The sequence below is a fragment of the Caproicibacterium argilliputei genome (genome assembly GCF_029211325.2).
GTDB classification, from domain to species: Bacteria; Bacillota; Clostridia; order Oscillospirales; family Acutalibacteraceae; genus Caproicibacterium; species Caproicibacterium argilliputei.
The window spans coordinates 2,626,054-2,643,102 of record NZ_CP135996.1; the positions used below are offsets into that span (position 1 = coordinate 2,626,054).

The window sequence follows — 17,049 nt, forward strand, 5'->3', positions numbered from 1 at the left end:
GAAACGAACTGACTTACACACAGAAAGGATACAAACTATGGCAAAAAAACCGGTTATCCTGATGATTATGGACGGCTTCGGCATTGCTCCAAAAGAGGGCAACGCCATCGCCGCCGCTAAGAAACCGAACCTCGACCGTCTGTTTGCCGCCAACCCGGTTACACACATTGGTGCTTCCGGCCTGAATGTGGGCCTGCCGGACGGGCAGATGGGCAACAGTGAAGTCGGCCACACCAACATGGGCGCCGGCCGCGTTGTTTATCAGGAGCTTACCCGCATTACCAAGTCCATTGAGGACGGCGATTTCTACACGAATCCCGCCTTTGCAAAAGCTGTTGAAAACTGCAAAGCACACGACAGTGCCCTGCACATTTTCGGCCTGCTTTCCTCCGGCGGCGTACACAGCCACCTGACACATATCTTCGCGCTGGTAGAACTGGCCAAGCGTGCAGGACTGAAAAAAGTTTATCTGCACGCCTTTTTGGACGGCCGTGACGTGCCGCCGAAGTCCGGCAAGGATTTCCTGACACAGTGCGACGCAAAGCTCCAGGAAATCGGCGTCGGCAAGATTGCCACAGTCGCCGGCCGCTACTACGCCATGGACCGCGACAAAAACTGGGACCGCCTGAGCAAGGCTTACGCCGCCATGGTTTACGGCGTGGGAGAAACCGCCGCAACCGCAGAGGAAGCGGTTCAGAATTCCTATGACAAGAATGTTACGGACGAATTCGTTCTGCCCGCCGTAATCGACAAAGCCGGCACCGTGAAGGCCAATGACTCCGTCATCTTCGCAAACTTCCGTCCTGACCGTGCCCGGCAGATTACCCGCGCGTTCGTTGACCCCGCATTTGACGGCTTTGAACGCAAAAACGGCTGCTTCCCGGTCACCTTTGTCACCATGGCGCAGTACGATGCTGAAATGCCGAATGTTACCGTCGCATTCCCGCCGGAAAAGTTGGTCAACACGCTGGGCGAATATATCTCTAACCACGGCATGAAACAGCTGCGCATTGCCGAAACCGAAAAGTACGCGCATGTGACGTTCTTTTTTAACGGCGGCGTGGAAGAGCCGTATCCGGGTGAAGACCGCATTCTGGTCAAATCCCCCAAAGTGGCAACCTATGACCTGCAGCCGGAAATGAGCGCACCGGAAGTCACCGCAAAGCTGGTGGATGCCATTCATTCCGGTAAATACGATATGATTATCCTCAACTTCGCGAACTGCGATATGGTTGGTCACACCGGCGTGTTTGAAGCCGCTGTGAAAGCCGTGGAAACCGTAGACACCTGCGTCGGTAAAGTCACAGACGCCATTGCGGACATGGGCGGCGTCGCGCTGATTACCGCAGACCACGGCAACGCGGATAAAATGGTGGACAAGGACGGCAAGCCCTTTACCGCACACACCACCAACCCGGTTCCGTTCTGCGTAGTCGGCTATCCCTGCAAACTGCGTGAGGGCGGCTGCCTGGCAGACATTGCCCCAACCATGCTGCAGATCATGGGTCTGCCGCAGCCGAAAGAAATGACCGGAAAAAGCCTGATTCAGTAAGCTCGCTTTCCTTTGGCAGACTGAAAGCAAGTCTTCCCTAAATGATACAGAAAAAGCATCCTTCTACGAAAAAAAATCGTAAAGGGATGCTTTTTATTATTTATACCCTAGTAACTCCAAAAAGGGTTTTTACTCGACTGTAATTTCCACAATGCTGCACGCCGGCATGGTAAAGGTAAGCGTTTCGCCCTTGACCGTAACCTTGTCAAACGGTTCCGGCTGTACGGCATTCGGTGCATCAAAGGTGTTGTGCGCATCCATCGCGCCGGCCAGGATACGTGCGCTGACCTTTCCGGCTTCCTTGTTAAGCAGGCGGCACTCCACCGGCTCGGAACCAGTCAGGGAGGTGTTAGCCGCTGTGAGGTGCAACACGCCCTTTTCATCGACGGAAGCGGAAACACTGAGCTGCGGGAATTCCTCGCCCTCAGTGCCAATCTGTGCAGACTCAACGAAGCTGTCCACCAACTCCGCATCCTGATGTGCCTTGTAAAGGTCAAACACATGGTAGGTTGGCGTCAGCAGCATCTTGTCGCCCTCTGTCAGGATAACTGCCTGCAGCACGTTAACCATCTGCGCAATATTTGCCATAACAACGCGGTCGCTGTGCTGGTTAAAGATGTTCAGTGTCAGCGCGGCAACCATCGCGTCGCGCATGGTGTTTTGCTGATACAGAAAGCCCGGATTCGTGCCCGGCTCCACGTCGTACCAAGTGCCCCACTCGTCGACAATCAGACCCACACGGTGCTTCGGGTCATATTTATTCATCACCTGCGTGTGGTTGGAAATCAGTTCCTCCATGAACAGGGCTTTTTTCAGAGTGTCGTAATACTGCGCCTCGTCAAAACCGGTCGCGTGCCCCTTTTTCTCCCAAGTGCCCGGTACGGTGTAGTAGTGCAGAGTCAACGCGTCCATGAACGGGCCTGCACTCGCCATGACTTTGTCTGTCCAGTTGTAATCCGCGCCGTTCGGGCCGCAGGCAATGCGGCACAGCTTGTTTTCCCCGTAGTTGCGCGCAAAGGTCTGGTACCGGCGGAACAGATCCGCATAATACTCCGGACGCATATTGCCGCCGCAGCCCCAGTTTTCGTTGCCAACACCAAAGTATTTGACACCCCACGGCTTTTCACTGCCATTCGCCTTGCGCAGTTCTGTCATCGGCGAAAGGCCGTCAAAGTTCATGTACTCAACCCACTCGCTCATTTCCTGCACCGTGCCGGAGCCGACATTTCCGTTTACATACGGCTGGCAGCCCAGCTGGCGGCAGAGCTCCATAAATTCATGGGTACCAAAGGAATTGTCCTCAGTAACGCCGCCCCAGTTGGTGTTGACCATCCTTTTGCGGGTTTCTTTCGGACCGATGCCGTCTTTCCAGTGGTACTCATCCGCAAAACAGCCGCCCGGCCAGCGCAGAACCGGCACCTGAATGTTGCGCAGCGCCTCGACAACATCTTTGCGCATACCGTTTTCATTTGGAATCTTCGCGTTTTCCCCTACAAAGACGCCGTTGTAAATGCACCGGCCCAGGTGCTCGGAAAAATGGCCGTAAATATTGCGATTGATCTTGCTTTTTTTGCGGGCTGCATCAATAGTGATTTTGCTCATCTTTCAATGACACTCCTTTTCCTGCATCAAAATAGTTACTGACAAATGCAGGTTCCCTTCCGGAAAGCACGCCGTATTTGTCCGTATGAGTTTAGTATATTGCTTCTGTCCTGTATTTACAAGGCGGGCTGCGCATTTTCTTCTCCGAAAATTGGAAGCTGATTTTATGCAATTGCAACAAATCGGAAGACTCTGTCAGCGGTCAGTAGCGCACACCTCCGTAAGAACGTGCAAAATCGATTGCAACTGCAGGCAACCTGTGCCATAATAAGAGAAACAGTGCCGCCGCGGCGGCAGGGAGGCAGTCGAATGGAAATTGAACGCAAATGGCTGATGGAGGCAAAACCGCAGGGCTTTCCGGTTCTGGAGGAGGCAGTGGTGTACCAAGGGTATCTTTGCACTCGGCCAACCGTGCGCATCCGCAGCAAAACCTGCGGCGGGCAAACCGGCTACCGCCTGTGCATCAAGGGCAAGGGCACGCTGGTGCGGGAAGAAATCGAGTTGGATCTGCCACCGGAAAAATTCGAGGCGCTTTCCCGCCTGCTGACACAGCCGATGATTCGCAAGGACTACACGGTGTTTGCCCTGCCCGACGGGCTGCGACTGGAATACAGCGAAGTGGACACCGGCAAGCCGGGGGCTTTCGCTTATGCAGAAGTGGAATTTTCCAGTGTGGAAGCCGCGCACGCCTTTCGCGCACCCGCCTGCCTTGGCCGCGAGGTCACAGAGGAGCCGGGCTGGACGATGGCGGACTACTGGAACAAATGCGTGCAGGCTTAACAATCAGGTTTATCGGGAGGGATGACCATGCGCTTTTTTGACCTTCATTGTGATACCATCAGCACACGGGTGGCACGCGGCGGCGGCAAAGTGCACCTGCGCCGCAGCGAGGGGCAGCTTGACCTGGAGCGCCTGCGTGCAGGCGGCGTTTCCGCGCAGGTTTTTGCCGCCTTTCTGCCCACCGGCGATGCCGCCAGAGAAGTCGGCGTCACTGAAAAGCCGCAGGCGCTTTTTGACCAAATTTACGCCTGCTATCAAAAGGAACTGCGTGCCAACAAAGACCTGCTTGCGCCTGCGCTTTCCGGCAGGGACATTCTGAAAAACGAGCAGAACGGCCGCATCTCCGCCATTCTCAGTATTGAAGACTCCGTTTTGCTGGATGGCAATCTGCACAAGCTGCCTGCGCTGCACAAAAAAGGCGTGCGTATTATGACGCTGACATGGAACTATGAAAACAGCCTCGGCTACCCTGCCAGCCCGGTTCCCGCAGACATGGCGCGCGGTCTGAAGCCCTTTGGCAAAGCGGCGGTGCAGCGGATGCAGGAGCTTGGCATTCTAGTGGATGTTTCCCACCTTTCGGACGGCGGCTTTCAGGATGTTGCCGCGCTTTCCCGCACTGCACACATTCCCTTTGCCGCAACCCATTCGTGTGCCCGCGCGCTGTGCCCGCACCCGCGCAACCTGACTGACGAAATGCTGCACACCATCGGTGAAACCGGCTCGGTGTGCGGTATCAACTTCAACGCCTACTTTTTAAACGGGCGCAGCGGCAATTACACAAAAATTGACGACATTGTGCAGTGTGCACGGTATATGCGCAACAAAGCCGGCATTGACGCGCTGGCACTCGGCTCCGATTTCGACGGCATTGATTCCACTCTGGAGTTTGGCGACTGCGCCGGCCTGCCACAGCTGGCAGATGCGCTGGCCATGTACTTTCCCTCTGAAGAAGTTGAAAAAATCTGCTGGAAAAATGCCCTGCGCGTTTTTTCTGCTGTTACAGACCGATGAAAAAAGAAACCGCCCGACGCACACGGTACTTTCCAGTGCGTTGGGCAGTTCCTTTTATGAGCTCATTTGATTGCTTTCTATTATTCTATAGAATGGTTCCGAAAATCAGTGTTCTGCGAACAAACGCTGTGCGGCGTGAGAGCGCTCCAGCACATGAACCAAAACCAGACCGCCAACGGTGCACATCACCACTTCCCCAATGCCAATTGTCAGGGCATTCATCAGGAACACCTGCATCCCGAAGTTGGCAAGGGAAAGGCTGGTGCCTGTTCCAAGGCAGGTAATCTCAAAAGAAATAATCACCATGTTGGCAATGACCGCCATCAGCGAGGACACCACCGGCAGCCCTTTCCAGCGCACCCCGCGCAGCGCACGGCACAGCACCGTCCCCACCAAGGTCGCCAAAGTGCCGAAAATCCAGTCCACCGGCCCGAACGGGCTGGAAAGGTTGCCTAGAAAGCACCCAACCGCCAGCCCGGGCACCGCCGCCGGCGTCAGCACCGGCAGAATGGTCAGCACCTCGCTGAAGCGGAACTGAATAGCCTGCGAACCCACACCGAGTGCATTTGCCAGAAGCGTCAACACCAGGTAAAGGGCCGCAATAATCCCCGCCTGCGCCAAGTACAGCACAGGCATTTTCTTACTCTGCATCTGTAATTCCTCCAGTAGGCAGACTTCCGCACAGAAGCCGCCCTAGTAAATATTTTAGGTCCGGAACTCACGACGGACCTGCCGAAGCAATTCGGCAACGTTCTACATTTTACACGAAAGACCTGCAAAATGCAAACCATTCTTCCTGCAGGCAGCAAAAAACCGAACCGCAGAAAAGCCGGTTCGGTTTTTTCTTTATTCCGCTTCAGACTGCTCCTGCGGGGCAGGAACCGTCTTTTTAATCTGTATACGTTCAATGCGCCGCTCCCGAATGCGCAGTGCTGTCAGCGTCAGGGTTTCACAGTTGACAGTGGGGTGCTCGTTTTCGTGCGGAATCCGCCCCAAAAGCGCCACCATCAGCCCTGCGATGGTTTCATACTCTCCCTTGGGCAGAGTGACACCCGTCAGGTCTTCGATGTCCTCTACCAGCAGGGAACCTTCTACCGACCAGTGGTTCGGCCCATCCTCCACGATTTCCTCCTCCTCGTGGTCGTACTCGTCCTGAATACTGCCCACGATGGCTTCCAGAAGGTCTTCCAACGTAATAAGACCTTCGGTGCCGCCGTACTCGTCCACCACCACTGCAATCTGGCGATGCTGCTCGGTCATCTCCTGAAACAGCTTGCTGCAGGACTGCGTTTCCGGCACAAATGCCGCCGGACGCATCAGGTCGGTCAGCTTTCCTTCCTGCGGTGGCTGCCCAATGAATTTGAGCAGATCCTTTACATACAGGAAGCCGAGGATGTTGTCCAAGTCCTCATGGTAAACCGGAATGCGGGAAAACCCTTTTTCCATAGAAAGGCGCACCACATCTTGCACGGTATCGGTGTCCTCCACGGCGGCAATTTCGGTGCGGTGCGTCATCATTTCCGAAACCGTGTTATCATCAAAGTCCAATACATTGGAAATCATGTCCTTTTCGGTTTCCTCAATCACACCGCGCTCCTCGCCTTCGTCCACCATCAACCGGATGCCCTCTTCGGTTACGGTTTCCTGGTCGTCCTGCCCGGGGCGGATGTTGAACAAACGCAGCACAGTTGTGGTGCTGACTGTCAGCAGCTTCACTAGTGGTGTAAAGAACGCCGACAGGCCGTTTAGAAAGCCCGCGAAGCGAAACGCGATTGCCTCCGCACGGTGCAGCGCCAGCTGCTTGGGAACCAGCTCCCCCAGCACCAGCGAAAAGTAGGAAAGAACCAGCGTGATGAGCAAGGACGAAACAACCTGCAGAACACTGCGGGGCAGTCCGGTCACTAGCAGTGCATCCGCCAGCATGGTGGAAAAGCTCTGCGACGCCGCCGCACTGGAGAGAAAGCCGGACAGCGTCACGCCGACCTGAATCGTCGCCAAAAAGCGGTTGGAGTTGCGCGTCAGCTTCAGGATGGCTTTGGCTTTTGAATTTCCGTCTTCCGCCATTTTGCGGATCTTGCTGTCGTTAAGCGTAATGACTGCGATTTCAGAGGCGGAAAAAAAGCCGTTAATCAGAATCAGGACAGCCAGCAGAAACAGGCTGCCCCATGGAAACATTGCGGTACCATCAGGGTCAGGTGCCATAAAAAAAAGATCCCCTTTCACAACTGGCTCCAATAATCTTGTGCTTTTGGTACATAATATCCGTACACAGCCAGTATATTGTCCTTATTTTACAGCACAGCAGGGCACACTGTCAACCGGCGTACCCCCACGCGGCGTTTCGTGCGGGCGGGCATCCCGCCGCGCGGGAGCCGCCCTTTTTGTAAAACAAGAAATTCGTCAATATTTTCACACCACGGGCCAAATTCCCTTTACACAAAGTGAAAATAGTGTTAGAATTTACTCTGGAATGCGTGCTGCGTTCAGCCCGCACCCCATTAGGTAATATAATCATTCCTAAAGGAGGAAAACATTTCATGGATTCTAGGAAAATGAAAACCATGGATGGCAACACCGCTGCCGCGCATGTTTCGTATGCGTTTACGGATGTCGCTGCCATCTACCCCATCACCCCGTCTTCACCGATGGCTGATGAGACTGACAAGTATGCGGCTGCAGACCGCGAAAACCTTTTTGGCCAAAAGGTCAAAGTAACAGAAATGCAATCTGAAGCCGGTGCGGCGGGTGCTGTTCACGGTGCTCTGGCCGCCGGTGCCCTGACCACCACTTACACTGCTTCTCAGGGCCTTCTGCTGATGATTCCGAATATGTACAAAATCGCCGGCGAGCTGCTTCCGGGCGTCATTCACTGCGCCGCCCGTTCCCTGGCAACCCATGCGCTGTGCATCTTCGGCGACCACTCCGACATTTACGCCTGCCGCCAGACCGGCTTTGCCATGCTGTGCTCCAACAGCCCGCAAGAGGCCATGGATCTGGGCGCAGTTGCGCATCTGGCTGCCATTAAGGGCCGCGTGCCGTTCCTGCACTTCTTCGACGGCTTCCGTACTTCTCACGAAGTGCAGAAGATCCACATCTGGGACTACAAAGATTTGGACGATATGCTTGACCATGACGCTGTCGATGCTTTCCGCCGCCGTGCACTGAACCCGGAGCATCCGGTAACCCGCGGCACTGCCCAGAACGATGATATTTTCTTCCAGGCAAGCGAAGCTTCCAACCCCTACTACGATGCCCTTCCGGAAATCGTTGTGGAGTATATGAATAAAGTCAATGCAAAGATTGACACAGACTACAAGCCGTTTAACTACTACGGCGCACCGGATGCAGAGGAAGTCATCATTGCGATGGGCTCTGTCTGCGAAGCTGCAGAAGAAGTTGTTGACTACCTTTGCGCTGCCGGCGAAAAGGTCGGTCTGGTGAAGGTTCACCTGTACCGTCCGTTTGTTCCGAAGTATCTGCTCGATGTCCTGCCGAGCACTGTCAAGAAGATTTCCGTGCTTGACCGCACCCGTGAGCCCGGCTCCATCGGTGAGCCGCTGTACCTGGATATTCTGGCTGCCTTCGCAGGCACTCCGTTCCAGAACACACCGGTTTACACCGGCCGCTACGGCCTCGGCTCCAAGGACACAACCCCCGGCGACCTTGTTGCTGTGTACCGCAACATGGAAGCTGCCGAACCGAAGAAGCGCTTCACCATTGGTATCAACGACGATGTCACGCATCTGTCCCTGCCTGTTAAGGAAAATCCCGACACGACCCCGAAGGGCACGCACTCCTGCAAATTCTGGGGCTTGGGCGCTGACGGCACCGTCGGTGCAAACAAGAACTCCATTAAGATTATCGGCGACCACACCGATATGTACGCACAGGGCTACTTTGCTTATGATTCTAAGAAATCCGGCGGCCTGACGGTTTCCCATCTGCGTTTTGGCGACAAGCCGATTAAGTCCACGTATTATATCAGCAAGGCTGATTTTGTTGCCTGCCACAAGGCTTCCTATGTCTATGAATATGACATGGTGCAGGATCTGAAAGACGGCGGCAGCTTCCTGCTCAACTGCGAGTGGAGCGATGATGAGTTAGACGAAAAGCTTCCCGGCAAGATGAAGAAATACATTGCCGACCACAGCATCAACTTCTACACCATTGACGGTGTGAAGCTTGGCAAGGAAATCGGCTTGGGCAAGCGCATTAACACCATTCTGCAGTCCGCTTTCTTCTCCATTGCCAACATCATTCCCGGCGAGAAGGCAGCCCAGTACATGAAGGACGCTGCTACTAAGTCCTATAGCAAAAAGGGTCAGAAGATTGTTGACATGAACCACGCCGCAATTGACCGCGGCGCGCAGGAGTATCACAAGGTCAACGTACCGGCCAGCTGGAAAACCGCGGCGGAAGACGCCAAGGCTGCAAAGGTTTCCTGTGAAAACAAGGACACCGAAAAGTACGTCAACGACGTGATGATTCCTTCCAATAAATACAAGGGCAACGAGCTGCCGGTTTCCACTTTCGTGGATATGGCTGACGGCACGGTTCCGGCAGGCTCCGCTGCTTATGAGAAGCGCGGCATTGCCATCGATGTTCCGGAATGGAATCCGGACAACTGCATCCAGTGTAACTTCTGCTCCTATGTCTGCCCGCACGGCGTTATCCGTCCGGTCGCTCTGACAGCAGAAGAGGCTGCAAAGATGCCTGCAAGCCAGAAGACCAAGGATATGACCGGTATGCCCGGCATGAAGTTCGCAGTCACCATTTCTCCGTACGACTGCCAGGGCTGCGGCAGCTGCGCAAATGTCTGCCCCGGTATGAAGGGCAACAAGGCACTGGTCATGAAGCCAATGGACGAAGAAATCTTCGCAGAAGAAGGCTTTGTCGCCGGTCAGAAGATCGACGTCAAGCCGGAAGTGCTTGCAAAGTTCAAGGAAACAACCGTCAAGGGCAGCCAGTTCAAACAGCCGCTGCTTGAGTTCTCCGGCGCTTGCGCAGGCTGCGGTGAAACACCTTACGCCAAGCTGGCAACCCAGCTGTTTGGCGACCGGATGTATATTGCAAACGCAACCGGCTGCTCCTCCATTTGGGGCGCATCCGCACCGTCCACACCTTACACCCGTAACAAGCGCGGCTTCGGCCCGGCATGGGACAACTCCCTGTTTGAGGACAACGCCGAGTTTGGTCTGGGCATGACCCTGGCGCAGAACGCGATTCGCGGCCGTCTGCAGAGCTACATCGAGCAGATTATGAGCAGCGACAAAACTTCTGCAGCCCTGAAGACTGCCTGCCAGAACTACCTGGACACCAAGGACAGCAGCACAGACAACCGCGCCGCAACGGATGCCCTGATTCCGGAACTGGAAAAAGCTGCAGCTGCTGGCTGTGAGCTTTCCAAGAAGACACTGGCTGACAAAGACTACCTCGCAAAGAAGTCCATGTGGATCTTCGGCGGCGACGGCTGGTGCTATGACATCGGCTTCGGCGGCGTTGACCATGTGCTTGCTTCCGGCGAAGATGTCAACATTCTCGTATTCGACACCGAGGTTTATTCCAACACCGGCGGACAGGCTTCCAAGTCCACTCCGGCAGGCGCTGTTGCACAGTTCGCTGCAACCGGCAAGGCCACGAAGAAGAAAGACCTGCCCGGCATCGCAATGACCTACGGCTACGTTTATGTTGCACACGTTGCAATGGGTGCTGACATGAACCAGTGCATCAAGGCATTCCACGAAGCAGAAAGCTACCATGGCCCGTCCATCATCATTGCTTATGCTCCCTGCATCAACCACGGCATTAAGGGCGGCATGAGCATTGCACAGACCGAAGAGAAAAAGGCTGTGCAGGCTGGCTACTGGAAGCTGTTCCGTTATGACCCGCGTCTGACCGATGAGGGCAAGAACCCGTTCCACCTCGACAGCAAGGCTCCGACCGCTAACTACCGTGACTTCATCATGGGTGAAGTCCGTTACAACAGCCTGACCCGTGCATTCCCGGATCGCGCTGAAAAGCTGTTTGCAGCCGCTGAGAAAGATGCGAAGGAAGATTTCGAGCATCTTGAGGAATTGGCTAAACAATAAGTTTTTCCTGAATCCAATAGAAAAAAAGGCTCTGTGCAGCAATGCACAGAGCCTTTTTTCGTCTGTTTCGCTCATCTCTGTCTGGCAATCCGCCGAATCAACCTTATGAGCAGTACAGAAGCAAAAAATGTCAGCAAATAGGAGACAAGTATGTTTCCAAACAAGACGGAAAAAGTATCTGAACCCGAAACAAACCCTGAAGATGTTTCCCTCTAGGATATTTCTTCTTTTGTAAATAGCGCTTTCGCCTGCCTGCTCTGCTTTCTTTTACAATCCGACTTTTCATTTATCATGAACTTTTATTTTATTCGTCACGCAGTATTCACATAGTTTGGGCATAATAATAAGCACAGTCAAGGAGAAATCAGGATCGCTACCACTTAGTGAAAGGAATGAGCACTATGTATGATCCCAATCAAAATACCCCAACTGGCAACGAACAGAACACAAATAACAGCGGCATGAATAATGAAGAAAAAAATGCCAATTCTAATACGGGAAGCGATGCGGTCTGGAACGGCGAAAGCTACCATTCCGGACATATCCACGCGGATGACTACACACCGGAAGGCTACACCAACCCCTCCACCCAGTGGCAGGACAACAGCGCTTACGGCACAACGCAGTCCCAGCAGAACAATTACACCGGTTACACCCAACCGCAGGACCCCGTGTGGCACCAAAGCACCTGGCAGCCGCCGATTTATCAGGACCCCGCGCAAGACGTAAAAAAGCCCAAAAAGAAGCGCGGCAAAAAAGGCAGCCGCACCTGGGTGCGTGTGGTTGCCGGCGTCGTGGGCGGCTTCATGATTTCGGCGTGCTCCATCGGTGCGTTTGTTGCATTGGTTAACAATGGCGTCATTCAGTTTGGTACAAGCGGTTCCGGCAACGCGGCTTTCACCATTACCAAAATGATTGACAACACCAGCAGTACCGCCAGCAGCACCTCTACCAGCAAACTGCTGACCAAACAGCAGGTCGCCGCCAAGGTGATTCCGAGTGTTGTGCTTGTGCAGAATTATCAAAACACCTCCGGACTGGACTTTTCCGGCACCAGCACCGACAAGAGCAGCAGTAGCAGTGGAAGCACCTATGACGATACCAGCCTGTTCGGTGGCTTTGGCGGAGATGAAGAAAACAACGGACGCCAGAGCAGCGGAACCAGCAGCTCCGGTTCCGGTTCCTCCTCTGAGGATTCCGGCAGTATGTCTCCAGCAGGAGAAGGCTCCGGCGTCATCACCAGCAGCGACGGCTATATCATGACCAATGCCCATGTGGTGGAAGGTGCCACCGCGCTGAAAGTGGTTCTGAGCAACAACAAGAGTTACGAAGCCAAGCTGATCGGCAGCGACACGGTCACCGACCTGGCGCTGATTAAAATTGACGCAACCGGCTTGACTGCCGCCGAATTTGGCGACAGCAGCAGCCTGAAAATCGGCGACGGCGTTGTAGCTGTCGGCAATCCGGGCGGCAGTGAACTGGTTTCTAGTGCTACATTTGGGAACATTTCCGCGCTGAACCGAAACATTACGGATGAAAACGGCTACAGCCGCGAATGCATCCAGACCGATGCCGCCATTAACCCCGGCAACTCCGGCGGCGCACTTGCCAATATGTATGGGCAGGTCATCGGCATCAACTCCAGCAAGCTGACACAGGTGGGCGGCACTTCCGCAGAAGGTCTTGGCTTCGCTATTCCAATCAACGATGCACAGCCCATCATCTCCAGTCTGAAACAGTACGGCTATGTAAAAGACCGCGCGGTACTGGGCATCAGCGGTCGCATGATTGACTCCGTCACCGCCCGCATTTATGGTTTGAGCAGCACCGGCTTTGTGATTCAGAAAATCACCAACACCGAGCTGACCAAAGCAGGCGTTACCATTGGCGATATGATTACCAAAATTGACGGCACAGACGTCGCGTCGAGCGGCACCATTACCTCGGCAGTCGCGAAGAAAAAAGCCGGCGACACGGTGAAGCTTTCCTTGCTGAGCCTGCAGACCGGCACCACCAAATCGGTCACCGTGAAGTTAATCGCGCAGACCGGCAAGAGCGCCTGATTTTCTCTATTTGCTTACAAGTCTTTTTTTCATAAATTTCTCCTCTCTCTGGAAAGGCAGTTCGGGGCAACCCGGGCTGCCTTTCTGCTTTTTCGTCATTTTCTAACGGAAACTCCGACACAGTCAGCCGTTACCCCGCTTCCTTTAGTGACCATCGACTTCGACTGCGGAAAGAACTCGCCTTCGCGCGGACTCTGCCGCTTTTCCGGCGGGAAGGCCGCCATATTGGAAAGTAAGTGACCGCGACGCACCATAAAAAGCCTCTGAAACCGCAATTCATGCAGGTTCAGAGGCTTTTTTGAAAGTCCTATTCGCCGTCGGCAGGGACGGTTTCCGCTTCTTCCGCAACAGGCGGCTGCGCCGCCTGCTGCCAAACGCCGTGCAATTTTGGCAGTGAAACCGCCCGGAACTGACCGCGCAGTTTTTGTTTGGTTATTTCCTCCTGAAAGTGGGTTCGAATTCCACCGTCGCTGCCCAAAAGATCCAGCAGCATTTCTGTGGATTCCGACAGGCTCGGCTGCTCGTCAAAGCGAATCAGAAGTTTTTCGGTTTCATCATAAAAGATAAATTTCATTACGCGGGTAAAGGGCGTCTGCAGAAAAGAAACATAGAGCTGCAAAGCCGGCCTGCCCTCCTCATCCGTTGTGGCGCGGGCGGAACAGCCCACCGGATAAGTTTCTCCGCTGTATGTCAGGCTTCCGCGAAACGGCTCGTTTTCCAGTCCGGCGGAAAGCGTGTTGTTCTCTTCCCCGCAGCGCAGGCAGAGGTGGCACATTCCCGGCGTAAAGCCAAAGGTCACTTCCCGAACCGCAGGTGGAAAATTGTTGGTGAAAATCTGCAGCGCAAGCGGCATCACCGAGCCGAAACTGCCCTCCAAATGGTACGTCCGGCCGTCCAGCGGCTGTACGCACGCCGGCACCGGCGGCAGCGTGAGCGTCGGTACACGGCTTTTTCGCAAAAAGGGAAATGCCGCACGCGGCGCTTCCGGCGGCGCTGTTTGACCCACCGCATACAAATGCGAAAGCGTTTCCTGCAGCCGGCGCACCGCGCGAAGATTCGGCGGCAGCGGTTCCTTGTGAAAGCCCTGCGCATCCCGCGCGAAATACTGTGCAATGATGGTACTGGCTTCATCCGTAACAAACGTCTGGCTGCCGCTGGTCAGCGCAACCACCGCATCCAGGTGCGGCAGCACAATCACGTGCTGCCCGTACACGCCGCTGTACTGAAAGGCTTTTTCAATCGGAAAGCGCCAAAGCTGATAGCCATAGCCGCTGTCGCGGCAGTCGGGGCTGGTCTGCACCATGCCGTTCACGCTGTCGCGAACCCACTGCTCCGCAACCAGCTGCCGCCAGCCGTCCGCGCATTTCCAGCGGCCGTTCTGCAGGTAAAGCTGCCCTAATTTCGCCATGTCAATCGTGCGCAGATACAGCCCCCAGCCGCCCTTTTCAATTCCCATTGGGCAAACGTCCCAGCGCGGCTTGGGAATCTGCATCGGCTCAAACAAGCGCGGCATCAGGTAAGTGACCAGCGGCTCACCGGTCACTTTGCGCAGAATCGCAGAAAGCATATAGGAATTCATGCTGTTATAATAAAAATCCGTTCCCGGTTCAAACGCACAATCGGAAGCAAGGTACCCGCGCACCCAGTCACGGTCGGTTTCGCTGAAAACTTCGTTGTACTTGACCCCGGCAGTCATCTGCAGCAGATGCTTCACGGTTACCTGCCCCAGCTTTTGGCTGCGGAACGGCAGGTGCGCATCCGCAAAAAAGTCAACCAGTCGGTTTTCAACAGAAAGGCGGCCTTCCTGCACCGCCAGCCCGACCGCCATGCCCACCACGCTTTTGGAAAGAGAAAACTGCATATGCGGATACGCCGCCGTGTAAGGCTTAAAGCTGCCCTCTGCAATCAGCTTTCCGTGGCGCAGCACTGCCACACTGTGCACATGAATGGAGCAGCAGTCGCGCAGGGCGCAGAAAAATCCGTTCATCCACGCGCTTTCCACCCCCTGCGCCTCCGGCGTACTGGTTTCCAAACCATACAGAGAGCGGTCCGGCAGCGGTTTTTCCGGATTGGGCACAAACGGATACGGCGTGCAGTGCTCCAGATTGCCCTGCACCAAACTCATCAGCAGATTGACCGTTTTCATTTGCGACACAAAATCCAAAATCATAGCTGCTCCTTCCCAGCAAAGTCCCGCTCCACCAATTGGTGGAAATCCGGCTCCGGCGCAGGGGACGCAGGCTGCTGCAAGTCAAATTTTTCCCGCAGTCGCAGCCAAAGCTCCGGTAGAAGCAGCCTGAGATGCTCCGGATGGTCCGGCAGCACCGCAACCGCCTGCTGCCGGCTTTCAATCAGCCAGCCCCTGCACGCTGCCCCCTGCAGCACCAAAACGCCCTGCGGGCTGTTGTCCAACAGCGGCACATGCAGCATCCGGAAGAAAGGCTCTCCGTAAATCGGTTCGCCGGCACGCTCCGACCCCAGCAGAAGCACCAGTCGGTTTTTGGTCAGCAGACTGCCCAGTACACCGACCGCATTTTTTCCCGCAGCACAGACCTGTGTCAGCTCAAACCCACTGTTTGACAAAAGTTCCTGGCAGTAAGCCGTTCTGCGGGCACCGCAGTAAAGCACCGCTGCTTCCATATGGAAATCCCCCTTTGCATGGTGTTGCTCAACGGCTTTCGTATGCCGCCGTTTCAATCCCCGGCAGCCCCAGCAGACGGCGCCGCAACATATCCAGCGCGTTGCTCGACGCCAGGTGGCGCAGGTAATCGCGGTCTTTGCGCCCGCCGCGCCCCGTCATGGTGCGCAGATAGGTACGTTCGCCGTCATCCAGTGCAATCAGAATATACCCGACCGGCTTTTCCTCACTGGTTTTCGGCCCCGCCACACCGGTAATGCCGACGCCAAAATCGGCGTGTGCTTTCTGGCGCACGCCCTGCGCCATGGCAAACGCCGTTTCCGGCGAAACCGCACCTTTGGTATCCAAAATTTCCTGCGGCACGTCCAGCAGCAGGTTTTTAACCGCATTGGAATACGTCACCAACCCCATGTGAAACACCTGTGAGGCGCCGGCAATATCCGTAATGCGCTGCGCCAGCAGGCCGCCGGTGCAGCTTTCCGCGGTGGCAAGCAGCTTGTGCTGCTTTTTCAGTTCCTCTACCACAACGACTTCCAGGCTTGCCACATCGGTTCCATACACGAAGCCGCCCAGACGCTGCCGCACCTTTTCCGCAAGCGGGTCGCAGAGCGCCTGCGCCGCCTCCTTAGTTTTGGCTTTGGCGGTCACACGCACATACATCTCGTTTTCCAACGCATAGGTTGCCGCCGTGGGGTTCGCCCCCTGCATCAGGTCGGAAATTTTTTCAGCCGCGCTGCCTTCGCCAATACCAAACGCACGAATGCTGGTGCTGAAAATGACACCGTCCGCCCACCGGGACAGGTACGGCACCGCGTAATTGCGCAGCATCGGCACAAGCTCACGCGGCGGGCCGGGCAGCATGAGCAGAATCTTCCCTTCCTCGGTAGTCAGCCCGCAGCCGGGGGCGGTACCGTGGTCGTTTGGAAACACGGTGCAGCCCTGCGGCAGCATCGCCTGATTCAGCTGACTGGGGCCGCAGACCCTGCCCTCGAAGTACGCTTCCAGCCGCCTGCGGGTTTCTTCGTGGCAACAAAGCTTTTTGCCCGCCGCGGCGGCGCAGGTCTGCTTGGTCAGGTCATCGTCCGTGGGGCCTAAACCGCCGGTGGTCACCACAATGTCACTGTGCGCAAACGCATTTTTCAGCGTTTCCGCCAACCGCTGTGCGTTGTCGCCAACGGTACAGGTGTAACGGATGTCAAATCCCAGCGCCGCCAGTTCGCGCGCCACATAAGCGGTGTCAGAATTGACCACCTGCCCCAGCAGAAGTTCCGTTCCCACACTGATGATTTCCGCTTTCATGCGTATGCCCCTTTT

At 55.3% G+C, this 17,049-nt stretch carries 11 protein-coding genes; 5 read left to right on the forward strand and 6 right to left on the reverse strand.

The features are described 5' to 3' along the window. The first annotated feature begins 37 nt into the window (after positions 1 to 37). Positions 38 to 1,552: a 2,3-bisphosphoglycerate-independent phosphoglycerate mutase gene (gpmI, locus tag PXC00_RS12655; protein WP_275844090.1), complete on the forward strand. Its 1,515-nt coding sequence runs from the start codon at positions 38 to 40 to the stop codon at positions 1,550 to 1,552. Positions 1,553 to 1,681: 129 nt separating this feature from the next. Here the strand turns inward: gpmI and PXC00_RS12660 are convergent, their stop codons facing one another. Next, a complete protein-coding gene (locus PXC00_RS12660) occupies positions 1,682 to 3,154 on the reverse strand; it encodes an alpha-N-arabinofuranosidase (protein ID WP_275844091.1) in 1,473 nt (490 codons plus the stop codon). A 309-nt stretch (positions 3,155 to 3,463) separates the two neighbouring features. Between PXC00_RS12660 and PXC00_RS12665 the strand changes: the two genes are divergently transcribed. Continuing rightward, positions 3,464 to 3,934 (forward strand): CYTH domain-containing protein, encoded by a 471-nt coding sequence (locus PXC00_RS12665; RefSeq protein ID WP_275844092.1) that lies wholly within the window; start codon positions 3,464 to 3,466, stop codon positions 3,932 to 3,934. Positions 3,935 to 3,961: 27 nt separating this feature from the next. Next, positions 3,962 to 4,945, forward strand: a complete 984-nt coding sequence (locus tag PXC00_RS12670) for a dipeptidase (protein ID WP_275844093.1) — start codon at positions 3,962 to 3,964, stop codon at positions 4,943 to 4,945. A gap of 105 nt (positions 4,946 to 5,050) precedes the next feature. Here the strand turns inward: PXC00_RS12670 and PXC00_RS12675 are convergent, their stop codons facing one another. Next, positions 5,051 to 5,596: a QueT transporter family protein gene (locus PXC00_RS12675; RefSeq protein ID WP_275844094.1), complete on the reverse strand. Its 546-nt coding sequence runs from the start codon at positions 5,594 to 5,596 to the stop codon at positions 5,051 to 5,053. A gap of 195 nt (positions 5,597 to 5,791) precedes the next feature. Then, positions 5,792 to 7,147 (reverse strand): hemolysin family protein, encoded by a 1,356-nt coding sequence (locus tag PXC00_RS12680; RefSeq protein WP_275844095.1) that lies wholly within the window; start codon positions 7,145 to 7,147, stop codon positions 5,792 to 5,794. Positions 7,148 to 7,482: 335 nt separating this feature from the next. Here PXC00_RS12680 and nifJ point away from each other — a divergent pair, with 335 nt between their 5' ends. Together nifJ and PXC00_RS12690 are read left to right on the forward strand one after the other, a co-directional pair. Further along, the gene (gene nifJ, locus PXC00_RS12685) at positions 7,483 to 11,034 is read left to right on the forward strand and encodes a pyruvate:ferredoxin (flavodoxin) oxidoreductase (protein WP_275844096.1); all 3,552 of its coding nucleotides are present in this window, start codon (positions 7,483 to 7,485) and stop codon (positions 11,032 to 11,034) included. Positions 11,035 to 11,435: 401 nt separating this feature from the next. After that, positions 11,436 to 13,097 carry a S1C family serine protease gene (locus PXC00_RS12690; RefSeq protein ID WP_316934995.1) on the forward strand — a complete coding sequence of 554 codons (1,662 nt, stop codon included), beginning with the start codon at positions 11,436 to 11,438 and terminating at the stop codon, positions 13,095 to 13,097. A gap of 307 nt (positions 13,098 to 13,404) precedes the next feature. On the opposite strand, the gene PXC00_RS12695 is transcribed toward PXC00_RS12690, so the two are convergent. From PXC00_RS12695 to PXC00_RS12705, 3 genes are read right to left on the reverse strand one after another with little or no spacing between them, the layout of a single operon-like run. Then, positions 13,405 to 15,267 carry a serine hydrolase domain-containing protein gene (locus PXC00_RS12695; protein ID WP_275844098.1) on the reverse strand — a complete coding sequence of 621 codons (1,863 nt, stop codon included), beginning with the start codon at positions 15,265 to 15,267 and terminating at the stop codon, positions 13,405 to 13,407. Then, on the reverse strand, positions 15,264 to 15,737 hold the full coding sequence (locus tag PXC00_RS12700; protein ID WP_275844099.1) for a hypothetical protein: 474 nt from the start codon (positions 15,735 to 15,737) through the stop codon (positions 15,264 to 15,266). The genes PXC00_RS12695 and PXC00_RS12700 overlap by 4 nt, the downstream gene beginning before the upstream one ends. Before the next feature lie 28 nt (positions 15,738 to 15,765). Beyond that, positions 15,766 to 17,034: a competence/damage-inducible protein A gene (locus PXC00_RS12705; RefSeq protein WP_275844100.1), complete on the reverse strand. Its 1,269-nt coding sequence runs from the start codon at positions 17,032 to 17,034 to the stop codon at positions 15,766 to 15,768. Positions 17,035 to 17,049 lie beyond the last annotated feature (15 nt).

What these genes read in the sequence shown, in the direction of transcription:
- PXC00_RS12665 (WP_275844092.1), top strand. Translation starts at nt 3,464, where the DNA reads ATGGAAATTGAACGCAAATGGCTGATGGAGGCAAAACCGCAGGGCTTT.
- PXC00_RS12660 (WP_275844091.1), bottom strand. Translation starts at nt 3,154, where the DNA reads ATGAGCAAAATCACTATTGATGCAGCCCGCAAAAAAAGCAAGATCAAT.
- PXC00_RS12670 (WP_275844093.1), top strand. Translation starts at nt 3,962, where the DNA reads ATGCGCTTTTTTGACCTTCATTGTGATACCATCAGCACACGGGTGGCA.
- gpmI (WP_275844090.1), top strand. Translation starts at nt 38, where the DNA reads ATGGCAAAAAAACCGGTTATCCTGATGATTATGGACGGCTTCGGCATT.
- PXC00_RS12700 (WP_275844099.1), bottom strand. Translation starts at nt 15,737, where the DNA reads ATGGAAGCAGCGGTGCTTTACTGCGGTGCCCGCAGAACGGCTTACTGC.
- PXC00_RS12705 (WP_275844100.1), bottom strand. Translation starts at nt 17,034, where the DNA reads ATGAAAGCGGAAATCATCAGTGTGGGAACGGAACTTCTGCTGGGGCAG.
- PXC00_RS12690 (WP_316934995.1), top strand. Translation starts at nt 11,436, where the DNA reads ATGTATGATCCCAATCAAAATACCCCAACTGGCAACGAACAGAACACA.
- PXC00_RS12675 (WP_275844094.1), bottom strand. Translation starts at nt 5,596, where the DNA reads ATGCAGAGTAAGAAAATGCCTGTGCTGTACTTGGCGCAGGCGGGGATT.
- nifJ (WP_275844096.1), top strand. Translation starts at nt 7,483, where the DNA reads ATGGATTCTAGGAAAATGAAAACCATGGATGGCAACACCGCTGCCGCG.
- PXC00_RS12680 (WP_275844095.1), bottom strand. Translation starts at nt 7,147, where the DNA reads ATGGCACCTGACCCTGATGGTACCGCAATGTTTCCATGGGGCAGCCTG.
- PXC00_RS12695 (WP_275844098.1), bottom strand. Translation starts at nt 15,267, where the DNA reads ATGATTTTGGATTTTGTGTCGCAAATGAAAACGGTCAATCTGCTGATG.